The organism is Palleronia abyssalis, from assembly GCF_900302445.1.
Taxonomy (GTDB): domain Bacteria; phylum Pseudomonadota; class Alphaproteobacteria; order Rhodobacterales; family Rhodobacteraceae; genus Palleronia; species Palleronia abyssalis.
Map to the genome: position 1 here is coordinate 159,564 of NZ_ONZF01000004.1, position 13,993 is coordinate 173,556.

11 protein-coding genes and 1 tRNA gene are annotated in these 13,993 nt (G+C 67.6%); 3 read left to right on the forward strand and 9 right to left on the reverse strand.

Annotated elements, in window-relative coordinates:
* Nucleotides 1-126 precede the first annotated feature (126 nt).
* From PAA8504_RS10975 to PAA8504_RS10985, 3 genes are read right to left on the reverse strand one after another with little or no spacing between them, the layout of a single operon-like run.
* Entirely contained in the window at nucleotides 127-1,506 is a 1,380-nt protein-coding gene (locus PAA8504_RS10975) for a hypothetical protein (protein WP_108894232.1), read from the reverse strand.
* Nucleotides 1,503-3,077 (reverse strand): class I SAM-dependent methyltransferase, encoded by a 1,575-nt coding sequence (locus tag PAA8504_RS10980; RefSeq protein ID WP_108894233.1) that lies wholly within the window; start codon nucleotides 3,075-3,077, stop codon nucleotides 1,503-1,505. Before PAA8504_RS10980 ends, PAA8504_RS10975 begins: the two co-directional genes overlap by 4 nt.
* A 14-nt stretch (nucleotides 3,078-3,091) precedes the next feature.
* Nucleotides 3,092-5,335 (reverse strand): glycosyltransferase family 2 protein, encoded by a 2,244-nt coding sequence (locus tag PAA8504_RS10985; protein ID WP_108894234.1) that lies wholly within the window; start codon nucleotides 5,333-5,335, stop codon nucleotides 3,092-3,094.
* 133 nt (nucleotides 5,336-5,468) lie between these two features.
* On the opposite strand from PAA8504_RS10985, the gene pyrC reads away from it, so the two are divergent.
* The 3 genes from pyrC to PAA8504_RS11000 all read left to right on the forward strand — a co-directional run bounded on the left by pyrC (nucleotide 5,469) and on the right by PAA8504_RS11000 (nucleotide 8,782).
* A complete protein-coding gene (gene pyrC, locus PAA8504_RS10990; protein ID WP_108894235.1) occupies nucleotides 5,469-6,509 on the forward strand; it encodes a dihydroorotase in 1,041 nt (346 codons plus the stop codon).
* An 80-nt stretch (nucleotides 6,510-6,589) separates the two neighbouring features.
* Complete coding sequence (gene recJ / locus PAA8504_RS10995) at nucleotides 6,590-8,350, forward strand: single-stranded-DNA-specific exonuclease RecJ (RefSeq protein WP_108894236.1); 1,761 nt, start codon at nucleotides 6,590-6,592, stop codon at nucleotides 8,348-8,350.
* A gap of 357 nt (nucleotides 8,351-8,707) precedes the next feature.
* A tRNA-Glu gene (locus PAA8504_RS11000) sits at nucleotides 8,708-8,782 on the forward strand.
* A gap of 169 nt (nucleotides 8,783-8,951) precedes the next feature.
* Here the strand turns inward: PAA8504_RS11000 and PAA8504_RS11005 are convergent.
* The 6 genes from PAA8504_RS11005 to PAA8504_RS11030 all read right to left on the reverse strand — a co-directional run bounded on the left by PAA8504_RS11005 (nucleotide 8,952) and on the right by PAA8504_RS11030 (nucleotide 13,835).
* Complete coding sequence (locus PAA8504_RS11005) at nucleotides 8,952-9,557, reverse strand: (d)CMP kinase (RefSeq protein WP_108894237.1); 606 nt, start codon at nucleotides 9,555-9,557, stop codon at nucleotides 8,952-8,954.
* On the reverse strand, nucleotides 9,557-9,994 hold the full coding sequence (locus PAA8504_RS11010; protein ID WP_108894238.1) for a GFA family protein: 438 nt from the start codon (nucleotides 9,992-9,994) through the stop codon (nucleotides 9,557-9,559). Before PAA8504_RS11010 ends, PAA8504_RS11005 begins: the two co-directional genes overlap by 1 nt.
* Before the next feature lie 12 nt (nucleotides 9,995-10,006).
* Complete coding sequence (gene aroA / locus PAA8504_RS11015) at nucleotides 10,007-11,359, reverse strand: 3-phosphoshikimate 1-carboxyvinyltransferase (protein ID WP_108894239.1); 1,353 nt, start codon at nucleotides 11,357-11,359, stop codon at nucleotides 10,007-10,009.
* A gap of 282 nt (nucleotides 11,360-11,641) precedes the next feature.
* Nucleotides 11,642-12,349, reverse strand: coding sequence for a tRNA (guanine(46)-N(7))-methyltransferase TrmB (gene trmB, locus PAA8504_RS11020; protein ID WP_108894240.1), 708 nt, complete (start codon nucleotides 12,347-12,349; stop codon nucleotides 11,642-11,644).
* A 50-nt stretch (nucleotides 12,350-12,399) separates the two neighbouring features.
* Complete coding sequence (gene queF, locus PAA8504_RS11025; RefSeq protein ID WP_108894241.1) at nucleotides 12,400-12,861, reverse strand: preQ(1) synthase; 462 nt, start codon at nucleotides 12,859-12,861, stop codon at nucleotides 12,400-12,402.
* A 65-nt stretch (nucleotides 12,862-12,926) separates the two neighbouring features.
* Nucleotides 12,927-13,835 carry an AEC family transporter gene (locus PAA8504_RS11030; RefSeq protein ID WP_108894242.1) on the reverse strand — a complete coding sequence of 303 codons (909 nt, stop codon included), beginning with the start codon at nucleotides 13,833-13,835 and terminating at the stop codon, nucleotides 12,927-12,929.
* Nucleotides 13,836-13,993: the final 158 nt, after the last annotated feature.

A 13,993-nucleotide genomic window follows, 5' to 3' on the forward strand; every position in this document is an offset into this window, starting at 1 on the left:
CCTGGATCGAGTCGGCACAACGCGGACACCTTTTCCCCAGTTTACAAAGCCTGCAACGCTCCGGGATTTCTCCGGGCAACGAGCCCGCCGGAACCGTTCAACCGACGCCGGGCGCAGGTCTGCCGATCAGGACGCGGCCTGCAACTGGCTCGCGATCCCCCGCAGCGCCTTGTCGGAGCGCCGCGCCAAGATGTGGTTGCACACCTTGAGCGCCAGATCCGGATGCCCCCGCTCGACCGCGTGATGGACCAGTTCGCGCTGGTATCGCGGCAGGTCGCGCCGCTTGCGCAGAAGCTGATAGAAGCTCGGCCGATCCAGCGTCCCTTCTATCGCGGCGATGGTGATTTCCTTCAACGCGCCCATCTGTTGCAGGGACGAACCCAGACGATGCCCAAGAAGCGGACATTGCCAATGCGCCACGTTTGCCCCCGTGAACCGCGCCGCATGGGCCGCGTCCGGCGCGACATATGGATCATAAAGGATATGTACCCGCCCAGCCGCCTGCGAGGTGATCGCGGCATCGCCGAACGGCCCGGAAAAATCGCGGTCCCACGCGGTCTTGTACCGCATCTCCCAAGGCACGATCGTTTTGTCGAGCGTCGATTGCGGCGAGGTCACGAACACCGTGGATCCCGGCGCCGCAGCCGAGAACGCGGCGGCCGCATAGCCACCCATGCTGGCGCCGTAGAACACCACCCGGCCGAACCGGTCGAAGAACCCGCCATCGCGCAGGCCCATGAACGCCTCGTCCACACGGGGATCGCGGAACCAGGTCCAGCCGTTGGCCATAACGCCCAGCATCGACCAGCCTTGCGCCTTGATGAACGAATATCCCCATGGGCGTCGTTCGTCGCGTTTCTCCATCGCGATATCGAGGTTGTCGAAGGTCACGACCAGGGTGTCCGACCGCTCCTGGAACAGCATCGAATGTTCGCCCAGATCCTCGAAGAACCCGGCGGGGCCGGCCAGGTCCTGCGCGATCTCGGACCACGCGCCGGCATTGCCCGTCACCGGCGTGGCCGACAGGATCGCCCGGCCCGGGCGGCCCTTTGCAGGCTCGACCAGGGTGTTGCAGGTGCCGAATTCCTTGAGGAACGGATAGCTTCCCGAGCCCAGCTTGATGTCCAGCACCACACGGCTTTGCGGGTGCAACCCGTTAGCCAGCACCTTGCGGAAATGCTTGATCTTGTGGGTCGACCCGAACCCGCCCAGCGTGGCGATCACGTCGTAGGGGCGAATCTTCTTGCCCGGATCGGCGGGCTTCACACGTTCGGGGTCGCCGCCGTGCCGGGCGATCCCGGCCAGATAGGCCTGAAGCGCGGCGTCGTCGACTGGCTGACGCGCCCCTTCAGCATCCATCGCGAAAACATCGACCTTCGCGCCGTAGCGCTTTTGTAGCGCCGCGGCCAGTTCCGGCGTGGTGCCGTTCACGTCGGCCACGCGGTCGACGTCGTCGCGATCCAGCGCGTCCAGGATTTGGCGAATTTCGGGGGCAGAAAGGGTCATGCGCTCACGGGTTCCTTCCGGACCAGGACGGCGGCGTGCTTGTCGGCCTTGTCCAGAACCTCGACCTGTCCGAGCTGCTTGAGGTACGGGATCCCGCCCGACCCCTTGCGGATGTCCAAGACGATGCGCCCGTCCGGCGCCACCTGGTCGCGGAAGAAACCGCCATATGTCTCGGCCGGGTAATGATACCCACACGAAATGAGCGAGATCGCCAGATCCACCTGCCCTGCCTCAGCCAGATCGCCGCCCTTGGCGGGATTGATCGTGATGATCTTGCCGGGCGGCACGCCGTTGGCTTCGAGGAAGGCGCGCACCTTCGACAGGTCCGTATAGGCCGCCCCCGTCTCGGCGAACGAGAAGTGCCGGTCGGGCGTGGATTCGATGTCGATCAGCACGAGGTCGCATTTATATCGCTGGTACAGAACCAGCGAGGCGAAGCCGTAGCCGCAGCCGATATCGGCGATGTGCGCGGGCGGGCGTTCGTCGGTGGCATCCAGGAACAGTTCCGTCTGTTCGCGCAGACGCTCGATCGCGCGGGTCAGGATCAGGTCGCGCTGCGTCTCGGCCAGCTCGCGGAGCGGGGCATCGTCCCCCTCCAGCCAGGCGCGGATCGCAGGGCCGGACCGCACGACCTCGGACCGTTGCAGCACCAGATTGGCCACATCCGCCGTGGTCAGCATCGAAAAATCGACGGTCTCTGGCAGTTCGGCCCGGCGCTTGGATTTCGACGGCGGGCGGTACTTCATCAGGTGCGCGGTCTTGTCGAGGTCGATGCCGTGCCGGTCCAGCAGCATCCGCGCGTAGGAGCCCTTGTCGGGAACGCCGCCGCGCTTGGCGGCCATGTTGCGGAAGCGCCGGCCCCAGAAATGGATCGACAGCGTCTGGTCGGTGATCAGCGCCTCGGTCTGGTCGCGGCGATTGGCGTTCAGAACCATGCCGGCGGTCTTGAAGGGCACCGGATAGATCACAGGGCCGGGCTGGGCGTGTTCGATCTCGCCCGTGTCGATCAACATGTGGGTCAGAAGATCGGGCCCCAGCACACCCCAGGGCAGTTCCGACACATGCACCCCCTGCCCCGTCGCCTTCGCCGCGCGAAGCTCGGCCTGCCGTTTTTCGGGCAGCCAGGGCGGGATGGGAAAGGGGTCGTCGGCGAATTCGGTCATCTGGCGCAACGTGACCGACCCCTTGGGCAGGCGCAGCACGCCGTTGTTCACCTGTTCGACATTGTCCGAGATCCAGCCATAGAACGGCGCGTCGGGCGCGATCTCCCACGGGCGGACGCAATAGGCATCGCTGTCGGCCCAGATCATGTCCGTCTGGTGCATCAGGCGCAGGCGGAAGATGTCGGCGTGATAGGCCGGGCTGCCGGTGCGGGCATGGCGCAGGATCGTGTCGGCGGGCATGATCTCCGAGGCCGGGGCGACATGCACCCCTTCGGGCAGGCCGCCAACGTGGTCGTAGGTGAACACCGTCATCCGGTGGCCCGCATCGACGAAGCTTTTCAGGCAGAGCTGCTCCAGCCAGCTGACTTCGGGGCCGATCCAGAGCGTAGCGATTTCCGGCAGGGACATGGCGCAGGGACCTTTCAGGTCTCGATCTTGTTCTGACCGAGGGTGAAGTAGAACTCGGGGTCTTCGCACATCAACAACACGTTTTCCGGCAACACATCGGGCCCCATTGCGAAGACCGACCGCCCGAAATGCTTCAGTTTGCGGCTGAGCGCACGCATCCGCTCTCCCGTGATCTCCTCATGGAAGCGGGCATAGTTTTCCGTCACGCGCAGGGCGTCGATCTTGGCACGGTGTGCGGCGACGCAGGCGTGATGCTGGGCGGCCAGGCGCTGATCGGCCATCAAGGCGTCAACCTCGACCTGAAGGGCCGGAACCATGCGCCGGATCGAGTCGTCCCGTTCCGCATTGTGGTTCATGCGGAACCAGTAGTTCATCCCCTGATCCCGATCGACGTGGTTCACCCGGCCGCGGTCGCGCTTGACCAGGAAACTCTCGGCCGAGCGGCAGGCATAGTGGTTCAGCGACACCAGATCGTAACCGTATGTCCGCGAGGTCGACCGCCAGGCGGTGCGATACTGATCGCGCGGCATCTGCTTGCCCGACCCGTTCACCCAGTTGATGTCGCCCACGAATTGCGGATGCATCCCGTTCGGGCGGTGAACGCCCAGCTTCTTGAAGAAGCCCGCGTTCATGAACAGCGTCTTGAAGCCCCAGGCGTGGTGCGGGTTGCGGATGAATTCCGGGGCGCACAGGTCGAACTGATCGATGATGAACCGGTCCTCGTACCGGTCGACGTCCGAATTGCCCATCAGCCGCCACGTCATCGAAATCAGGTTGGCGTCGGGCACCGCGTCGAAGAGATCCTCCAGCCGCCCCTCGCCCACATGGACGTTGATGAACTCGTCACAGTCCATCGTGATCAGCCAGTCGGCGTCTTTCACGGTGTCCAGCTCGGCCGCCGCGAAGAAGGCCGCGTATTGCGGCTTCATCTCCAGCTCGGCATAGCGGCCGGTGCGGAACGGGTTGTCGTAATGCTCGACGATGCCCTTCTCGGCCAGGATGTCGAGCATTTCCGTGGTGCCGTCGGTGCAGTCGTTGGTGAAGACGATGAACTTATCGACGCCCATCATCCGGTGATAGGCGATCCATTCCAGGATGAACGGCCCCTCGTTCTTCATGCAGGTGACGACCACGGTGCGCCGGCCTGTCCGCAGGTCGGGGCCGTCCTCGGGCACGGGCGGGCGCTTGGGATCGGCACCGAAGGCCCTTGCGACCAGATCGACCAGGGGGCGGTCCTCGATCAGGGTTGACTTGGGCACGATCCGATTGATCCGGTCCGTGGGGTGGCGCACGCCGACGCAGCGGTAATAGACCGCGCCGGGCTGCTCCCCCTCCGGGCCGCCGGTGATGCGCACGAGGCGCCACATCGAATCCTCGGGCATCCGTTCGGGCGCCACGCACCAGCGCGGGTTCGAAAAATCGGCGTCGAAGCGCACGCAGGCATGATCCCCGAAGCCGATGGTGTCCGCATCGTCCACGGACCATGGAAACGCCCGCCGTCCGACCAGCTGCACCCACCCGGTGGGCGAGGCCTGGGCCAGGTCGAACACCGGCGGATCGCTGGGCGCCAGCAGGTCCGACAGATCCAGATTCATCACCCCCAGCGCCTTCGCCAACCAGGTCAGGCGGATGAAATCGAAGATCCCCCGCTGCCCCAGGGGCGAGGTCCAGGGATCGGGTTCGGGCTGCACCATGTTGTCGCGACCCGGCGCGTCGGGGGAATAGTAGGGATCGCTTGCATTGCCCTGATCGGCCCGGCCGATGGGGACATCGAAGCGGACGATCATGACCCGCTCCAACCCCTCCGGCGGGTTTTCCGCCAGATGCGCCTCTAAGGCGCGGTCGCGCACGGGGCCACGGTCGACGATCAGCGCGGCCTGAAGCCCATGTTCCTCGACATGATAGGTCAACCAGTCCGAGACGATGTCGGGCCGTTCGCCGCACCGGATCACCAGCGCGGTGTTCAGCCCGGCAAATGCGTCAAGGCGGGCGTCCAGCGGCCGGGTGTATTGCGCCTCGCCCGCGACCGGCAGGCGCACGCGACCTTCGGTCCATTCGACCTGCCCGGTGATGTAGCAGCCGCCCCCGACGAGGGTCTTGAACCGATCGACCTCGAACCCATCGACATTCGTGACGGCATTCTCGGGGAAATCGGTCTCGAAAAAACAGGCAACACGGCCGTCGGGTTGCTTGACGGCGGCCAGAAGCCTGCCGCGGCGCACGTCCTGCGTGACAATCTGCGTGAAGGAAAGATCCAAGGCGTCATCCGCGTCTGGGGCGTTCGGTTCGCATATGGATACCCCTAAAATGTGACCCTTTCACGGCCAATCTTGCATTCCGACCCCGTTTCGTGCCCCAGAGGGGATCGATGCACCCCCGCCCGAGGTTCCGATGAACACTCTGACCCTGCGCCGCCCCGACGACTGGCACCTGCACCTGCGCGACGGTGCGATGATGCGCGCCGTCCTGCCCGAGACGACCCGCCATTTTGCCCGTGCCATCGTCATGCCGAACCTCGTACCACCCGTGGTCACCGGGGCCGATGCCGCCGACTATCGCGACCGGATCCTGGCGGCCAAGCCCTCGGGGTCGAAGTTCCGCCCGCTGATGACCCTGTACCTAACCGAGGAGACGCAGGTCCGCGACCTGCGCGCCGCGGCCGAGATCGGGCTGATCGCAGCGGTCAAGCTGTATCCCGCTGGCGCCACGACGAACTCGGGGTCTGGCGTCAAGGATTTCGCAAAGGTCCGCCGCGTGCTGGAAAACATGGCGCAGATCGGCCTGCCCCTGCTGGTCCATGGCGAGGTCGTGGACCCGGATGTCGACATCTTCGACCGCGAGGCGGTGTTCATCGACCGCATCCTCGACCCGATCCGCCGTGACATCCCCGGCCTGCGCGTGGTGATGGAGCATGTGACGACCTCGGACGCCATCGCCTATGTGACCGAAGGCGGCCCCGACCTGGCCGCGACGATCACCGCGCATCACCTCGTCATCAACCGCAACCACATCCTGTCTGGCGGCATCCGGCCCCATTACTACTGTTTGCCCGTCGCCAAGCGCGAAAGCCACCGCCGCGCGCTGGTCGATGCGGCCACGGGGGGCGATGCGTCGTTCTTCCTGGGCACCGACAGCGCGCCCCACACGGACGCGGCCAAGCTACAACCCTGCGGCTGCGCGGGCTGCTTCACCGCGCCAAACGCGATGTCGATCTTGGCCGAGGTCTTCGACATGATGGGCGCGCTGGACCGGCTTGAAGGCTTCGCCTCGCTGAACGGCCCGGCCTTCTACCGCCTGCCGCCGAATGACGGGACGATCACGCTGGAAAAGGGCGACCCCGTGGCCTATCCCGACCATGTCGACACCGCAGACGGCCCCGTCACCGTGTTCGACCCCGGTATGCCGCTGCACTGGCGCGTCGCCGGGGACTGACCGCCCCCTTTCCGTGCGGGGGCAGCCGCCATATGGTGGGGCCATAATCGACCGGATCTAGATATTGGGGGCAGAGAGTGATGCCACGCGACGAGATCACGCGCGCCTTTCTGGGGGTCGAGACCTCGCTGACCGGGCGCCGCTGGGTCGGACCCACGGCCGAGGACGACCGCCTGGCGGAAGCCATGTGCCAAGAGACGGGCCTGTCGGACCCGGTCGCACGCGTGCTGTGCCGCGCCGGCGTGACGTCGCCGCAGGCGGCAGGCTACCTCGCCCCCGCGATCCGCGACCTGTTGCCCGACCCGATGTCCCTGCGCGACATGGGCACCGCGGCCGACCGGCTGGCCCACGCGATAGCGCGACGTCAGAGGGTCGCGATCTTCGGCGATTACGACGTGGACGGCGCGGCCTCTTCCGCGCTGTTGCAGGTCTGGCTGCGGGATCTGGGGATCGCCGCGACCGTCTATATCCCCGACCGCATCGACGAGGGCTATGGCCCCAATGACGAGGCGATGGCGGCCCTTGCGCGCGACCACGACCTGATCGTCTGCGTCGATTGCGGCACCCTCTCCCACGGGCCCATCGCGGCGGCCAAGGGCGCCGACGTGATCGTTCTGGACCACCACCTGGGGGCCGAGACGCTGCCCGACGCGGTGGCCGTGGTGAACCCCAACCGCCAGGATGAGAGCGGCGATCTGGGCCATCTTTGCGCCGCGTCCGTGGTGTTCCTGCTGCTGGTCGAGGTGAACCGCCGCCTGCGCGAGACGGGCATCAAGGGCCCGGACCTGATGGGGATGCTGGACCTGGTGGCGCTGGCGACCGTGGCCGACGTGGCCCCCCTGATCGGCGTGAACCGCGCACTGGTGCGCCGGGGCCTCGACATCATGCGCAGGCGCGACCGTCCCGGCCTTGTCGCGCTGTCGGATGCCGCGCGTCTGGATGTGGCGCCCGCGGCCTATCATCTCGGCTATGTCCTTGGCCCCCGGATCAACGCGGGCGGCCGGGTGGGTCGCGCCGATCTGGGCGCGCGGCTTCTGGCGGCGACCGACCCGCACGAGGCCGCGTCGCTGGCCGAACGGCTGGAAGAGTTGAACGCCGAACGCCGCGAGGTCGAAGCCGGCGTGCGCGACGCCGCGCTGGCCCAGGCCGAACAGCGCGGGCTCGACGGTCCATTGGTCTGGGCCGCGGGCGAAGGCTGGCACCCCGGCGTCGTCGGTATCGTCGCCGCCCGCCTGAAGGAGGCCACGGGACGCCCCGCCGTCGTCATCGGCACCGAGGGCGGAATCGGCAAGGGATCGGCCCGCTCGATCCCCGGCGTCGATCTGGGCGCCGCAATCCAGCGCGTCGCGCGCGAGGGGCTGCTGGTGAAGGGTGGCGGGCACAAGATGGCCGCGGGCCTGACGGTCGAGGCCGACCGGATCGAGGCGGCCATGGAGCGCCTCGCCGAACTTCTGGCCCGGCAGGGTGCCGGCGCGGGAGAGGCACGGGGCCTGACCCTCACCGGTCTTCTGATGCCTGGCGCCGCCACTCCCGACCTCATCGAGGAGATCGAGCGTGCGGGCCCCTTCGGCGCCGGTGCCCCCGCCCCGCGCTTCGCCTTCGCCGACTGCCGCATCGCCAGCGTGCGCAAGGTGGGCGAAAGCCACCTGAAGGTCGCCTTCACCGACGGCATGGGCCCGCGCATCGACGCCATCGCCTTCGGCGCGTTCGACGGGCCGATGGGCCGGGCACTGGAAAACCACGGCGGCGCGCGCTTCCACCTCGCCGGGCGGCTCGAGATCAACCATTGGCAGGGCCACTCGCGCCCGCAGCTCAGGCTCGAGGACGCGGCCCCCGCGTGACCCGGCGCACGCCGCGTTCAGCCGATCTTCACCACCCCCGCGGCATATCCCCCCGGCGCGCACTTGGAAGAACAGCGAGACTTGGGGGGCCGTCCGGCCTGGCAATCGGACGTGACCCGATCACTGGTCTCACCGGTGAGATCGACGGCCGGGGGTAGCGCCCCGCCCATATCCCTCGCGCCCCACGGTGGCGCCACCGACTTCCCCCGAAACAGGACCCTTCGAGCCCCCGGCGCGGCCCCTTCGCGACCGGGCAAAAGACGTCGCGAAAAATCTTCCGCAGCCATGTGATTTTGTCGCGAAATTCCTCTTGCGGCCCCTGCCGAGTTTCCTTAGACACCGCCCCACGCCAAGGCTGGCCCGTTCGTCTATCGGTTAGGACGCCAGGTTTTCAACCTGGAAAGAGGGGTTCGATTCCCCTACGGGCTGCCACTTTGGCAGGTTTCCACGCATTGAAATCTGGTTTCAGACCGCATCCGCGGGCTGTTGACGCGGTCCGTATTCTGGCGCGCTGCCGCACCGTATCGCGCCGCGACCGGGGATGCGGATTCCGTGAAGCGTTCCTGAGGGCAAATGCGGCGGCGTCAGACCGGGCGGGGTCTCAGCCGCGGGCCAGTGCGTCGTTCAGTATCTCCGCCGCGCGGGCGACGGCGGCGTCGATGTCCAGGTCGGTCGTGTCGATCTGGACCGCGTCGTCGGCCGGGCGCAGGGGCGCATCGCTGCGGCCCATGTCGCGCGCGTCGCGGCGGTGGACGTCGGCCAGCACGTCCTCGAAACTGGTGCCGTCCTGCAATTCGGCGTGGCGGCGGCGGGCGCGCGTCTCGGGGGCTGCGGTGACGAACAGCTTCACCTCGGCCTCGGGGCAGATCACCGTGCCGATATCGCGCCCATCCAGGACCGCACCCTCGCCCAGCCGGGCGAACCGGCGCTGGAAGGCGACCAGTGCATCGCGCACTTCGGCGATTGCAGCCACTTGGCTGGCGGCCTCGGCCACCTCGGCGCTGCGCAGCCCGGGCGCGTCCAGATCCTCGGGCACAAGTGCGCGTGCGGCTTCAACCGGCTGAGCGCCGTCCAGCATCTTTCGCCCCGTGGCGCGGTAGAGCAATCCGGTATCCAGGTACGAGAACCCGAACCGCTGCGCCAGCGCGCGCGAGATCGTGCCTTTGCCGGCCGCGGCGGGGCCGTCGATGGCAACCGTGAAGGGCATCAGGCTTTCTGCGTCGTCATGTCGGAATCGGCGCCCGCGGCCTGCTTGGTGCTGTCCGCGATCTCGTAATAGTCACCCTTGCTGGCGCAGAAGATATGCCCCTGCGTCGTCAGCCCCGTCGGCCCGTCCAGCGTACCGGCGAAGATCGACAGGCGCGCGCCGCCGCCGTCCCAGAACAGGTTCGAGCCGCAGATCGGACAAAAGCCCCGTCGCGCGGCGTCCGAAGACTGGTACCAGCGCACCTCCCCCTCGACCTCGATATCCTCGCGCAGGGCCGAGGTCGCGGCGGAGAAGTGGCCCGACGTCCTGCGGCATTGGGTGCAGTGGCACGCCACCACCGGCCGCAACCGTCCGGTCACACGATAGGAAACCTCGGAACACAGGCAGCCCCCCGTGGTCGACAGATCGGCCGGGTCGGCCTCCAGAAAGTCGGTCATATCATGTCCCTGTCAGCTGTCGCGCCCGCCGAAGTCCGCGCCGAGGCGCTCCATCAGCGGCTGGAAGATTGGGAAGGATGTAGCGATCGGCCCCGCGTCGTCGACCGTGATCGGCTGCTGGGACGCCATCCCGAGGCACAGGAACGACATGGCGATCCGGTGATCCAGCCGCGCCGCAACCGTGGCACCGCCGGGCACGCCGTTCGGACCCCGACCCGTGACCTTCCACCAGTCGGCCCCCTCATCGACATCGATACCCGCGGCACACAGGCCCTGCGCCATCGCATCGATCCGGTCGCTTTCCTTCACGCGAAGCTCGGCCACCCCGGGCATGTCGGTCACGCCCTCGGCGCAGGCGGCCACCACCGCAAGGATCGGATATTCGTCGATCATCGAGGCGGCCCGGCCCGGCGGCACCGGAACGCCCTTCATATCGGGCGAGAAGCGTGCACGCAGGTCTGCCACCGGCTCGCCCCCTTCTTCGCGCGGGTTCTCGTAGGTCAGGTCGGCGCCCATCTCGCGCAGTGTCTCGAACAGGCCGGCGCGGGTGGGGTTGAGGCCGATATTCGGCACCAGAACGTCCGAGCCTTCGACGATCAGCGCCGCGCAGACCGGGAAGGCGGCCGACGACGGGTCGCGCGGAACCGTGATGTCCTGCGGGCGAAGCTCGGGCTGGCCGGTCAGGGTGATGACGCGCCCTTCGGGGGTGTCCTCGGTCGCGATGCGGGCTCCGAAGCCTGCGAGCATCCGCTCGGAATGGTCGCGGGTGGCCTCACGCTCGATCACGACGGTTTCGGCCGGGGCGTTGAGACCGGCCAGCAGCACGGCCGACTTGACCTGGGCCGAGGGGACGGGCGTGGCATAGCGGACCGGGACCGGATCGGACGCGCCGACCAGCGTCAGCGGCAGCCGCCCCTTCGAACGGCCGACCGCCTGCGCCCCGAACAGCGCCAGCGGGTCTGTGACACGCCCCATGGGCCGCGAACACAGCGACGTATCGCCGGTGAAGGTGGTAGCGAAGGGATGGGTGGCCACGGCCCCCATGATCAGCCGCACGCCGGTGCCGGAATTGCCGCAATCGATGACGCTGTCGGGCTCGCGGAAGCCGCCGACCCCCACGCCGTGGACGGACCACGACCCAGCCCCGTGGCCGACGACCTCGGCCCCCAGGGCCCGCATCGCGCGGCCGGTGTCCAGAACGTCCTGACCCTCCAGCAGGCCGGTGATCCGCGACTCTCCGACGGCCATGGCGCCCAGGATCAGCGCCCTGTGCGAAATCGACTTGTCGCCCGGCACGTCGGCCGTGCCGCGAAGCGGTCCGCCCTTGCGGGCGGTGATGGGTTGGGGCGCGCCGTGCGCGGACATGGGATCACCTTACCGTTCCTGTCTGAACGGTTGGGTCGCATGGGACCGCGCAGGGCGCAAGTTCAGAACGCGGCCAGAAGCGGCAGCGCAACGAAGACGAACAGAAGAAGCGGGGCGAAGGAGTAGCGTTTCATGGCGGGCAACCGGGCAACTTGGGACTGACCGAATCATAGCCGGAAACGATGAACGGAATACTGGCGATATGAGGGTCACACGACGATGTGCGGAATGTTGCCCAAACGCCCGACACCGTGACGCTTTTCCGCCTGCGGAGCGGGCGGATCAGGTCCGGCGGAAGGTCAGGTAATGCGGGGTGCGCCCCTCGCGCAACGCTTTCTGTTCATATCGCGTCGACAGCCAGTCACCCCATGGCCGGCGCCAGTCCTCGGGACCCTCGGCCAGCCAGTCGAACCCGGCTTTCGGCACCTCTTCCAGCGTCTGGCGCACATAGTCGGGAATGTCGGTCGCCACCCGCAGGATCGCGCCCGGTTTCATGACCCGGGCCAGCGGCTGCAGATGCTCGGGCGTGACGAAACGGCGGCGATGGTGGCGCGCCTTGGGCCACGGATCGGGATACAGAAGAAACGCCCGCGCGATCGAAGCCGGGGGCAGCACGTCGAACAGGTCGCGCGCATCGCCCGGGTGAATCGCCAGGTTGTCGATGGCGCGATCGCGGATCTTGCTCAGCAGCATGGCGACGCCGTTGATGTAAGGTTCCGCACCGATCAGGCCGATATCCGGGTTCGACGCGGCCTGGTGGACCAGATGCTCTCCCCCGCCGAAGCCGATCTCCAGCCAGACGTCGCGGTCCCCGAACAGCGTGTCCAGGTCCAGCGGCCGACGCTCGGGGTTGGTTTCCCAGTCGACGGCGCCGGGGGACAAGGCGTCAAGCTTCTCGGCCAGGTCACGCTCTTGCGCGGGTCGAAGCGAGTGGCCCTTGCGGCGGCCATAGAAGTTGCGCCAGGGCGCCTGGGGATGCTTTTCCGTCATGCGCGGCGAGGTAGGACAGCCGGCGGCGGGGCGCAACGGTCGATCGACCCTCAGCCCCGGCCGCGATAGGGCGGCACGCCCTGATCGGGGATCCACACCCCCTCGGGCGCCGGACCGGTCTGCCAGAACACGTCGATGGGGATGCCGCCGCGCGGATACCAATAGCCACCGATCCGCAGCCATTTCGGGTCCAGCAGATCGCGGATGCGGGCCGCCACCGTCATCGTGCAATCCTCGTGGAACGAGCCGTGATTGCGAAAGCTGGTCAGGAACAGCTTCAGCGACTTCGATTCAACCAGCCAGTCGCCCGGCACGTAGTCGATGACCAAGTGCGCGAAATCGGGCTGGCCGGTCATCGGACACAGCGACGTGAACTCGGGGCAGGTGAAGCGCACGACATAGTCCGCATCGCGGTGGGGGGACGGCACACGTTCCAGCACCGCCTCTTCGGGAGAGGCGGGTGTTTCCGTGCTGTGGCCAAGCTGGGTCAGGGACGAGGTATCGGTGGTCATGGCAGGGCTCCGGCGCGGGTTTCGGTCGCCCGCGCCCTGCCCCGCCGCGCAGGGCGGCGCAAGGGTCAGGGCAATCCCAAAAGCGCGAGCATCAGCGGAATCGTCGCCACCGACAGCAGGGTCTGCAGCGTCACGATCCCGGCCATGTAGGGCGCGTCACCGCCCATTTGCCGTGTCAGGACATAGGATGTCGCCGCCGTGGGAATGGCCGCGAACACCACGAGGACGAGCGCCTCGACCCCCTGAAGACCGAACGCCCGGCCGACCAGCAGCGCCAGGACCGGCATCGCCAGCAGCCGTGCGGCTGAAACGGCGACCAGGGGGATGACCTCGCGCCCCAGCGCCCCGGGCCGCAGCGCGGCACCGACGCAAAGCAGACCCAGCGGCAGGCTGGCCTGCGCCACCAGGTCCAGAAAGCGGCCGATGCCGAAGGGCAGTCCTAGCCCCGACAGCGCGAGGCCAAGCCCCAGAAGGCAAGCCAGGATCAGCGGGTTACGCAGGATCGGCCCCAGGATCGCGGTCACACCCGGCGCGCGGCGGCCATCGGTCAGGGCAAGGATAGACAGCACGTTGACCAGCGGGACTGCCACGGCCAGCAGAACCGCCCCTCGCCCCAACCCATCGCTGCCCGCCAGGCTACCGGTGATCGCAAGCCCCAGGTAAGTGTTGAACCGCACGACTCCCTGAACCGCCGGGCCGAAACGTGCTGGGGACATCGGGCGCACGCGGCGCAGGACCATCATCAACATTGCGGCCAGGCAGATCGCCACGGCCGCGGCACCGCCAAGGCGCAGGACGGCAGGATCGCGCACCGGGGCCTCGGCCAGGTTCGCGACCAGAAGCGCCGGGAACAGCAGGAAATAGTTCGCCCGCTCTGCCGCGGGCCAGAAATCGGTCGATGGGAACCCCGCCCGCGCCAGCACGAAACCCAAGCATATCAGGGCAAACAGGGGCCAGATCGTCGAAAACAGCATATGGTCGGGCCTTCCAGCGTGCGTGGGTCCTTGTGACGGAGTTTTCGAAGCGCGGGAAGGGAAGACGGCCCTGCGAAGCGCACACGGACGGAAAGGCGGCCGGGGTGTGGATGCCGCGGCCCCACCGGGCGCCGTCCAATTGATCGACCCGTTCGTTT

Coding starts and splice junctions, on each gene's coding strand:
- PAA8504_RS10975 (WP_108894232.1), bottom strand. CDS start 1,506: ATGACCCTTTCTGCCCCCGAAATTCGCCAAATCCTGGACGCGCTGGAT.
- PAA8504_RS10980 (WP_108894233.1), bottom strand. CDS start 3,077: ATGTCCCTGCCGGAAATCGCTACGCTCTGGATCGGCCCCGAAGTCAGC.
- pyrC (WP_108894235.1), top strand. CDS start 5,469: ATGAACACTCTGACCCTGCGCCGCCCCGACGACTGGCACCTGCACCTG.
- recJ (WP_108894236.1), top strand. CDS start 6,590: ATGCCACGCGACGAGATCACGCGCGCCTTTCTGGGGGTCGAGACCTCG.
- PAA8504_RS11005 (WP_108894237.1), bottom strand. CDS start 9,557: ATGCCCTTCACGGTTGCCATCGACGGCCCCGCCGCGGCCGGCAAAGGC.
- PAA8504_RS11010 (WP_108894238.1), bottom strand. CDS start 9,994: ATGACCGACTTTCTGGAGGCCGACCCGGCCGATCTGTCGACCACGGGG.
- aroA (WP_108894239.1), bottom strand. CDS start 11,359: ATGTCCGCGCACGGCGCGCCCCAACCCATCACCGCCCGCAAGGGCGGA.
- trmB (WP_108894240.1), bottom strand. CDS start 12,349: ATGACGGAAAAGCATCCCCAGGCGCCCTGGCGCAACTTCTATGGCCGC.
- queF (WP_108894241.1), bottom strand. CDS start 12,861: ATGACCACCGATACCTCGTCCCTGACCCAGCTTGGCCACAGCACGGAA.
- PAA8504_RS11030 (WP_108894242.1), bottom strand. CDS start 13,835: ATGCTGTTTTCGACGATCTGGCCCCTGTTTGCCCTGATATGCTTGGGT.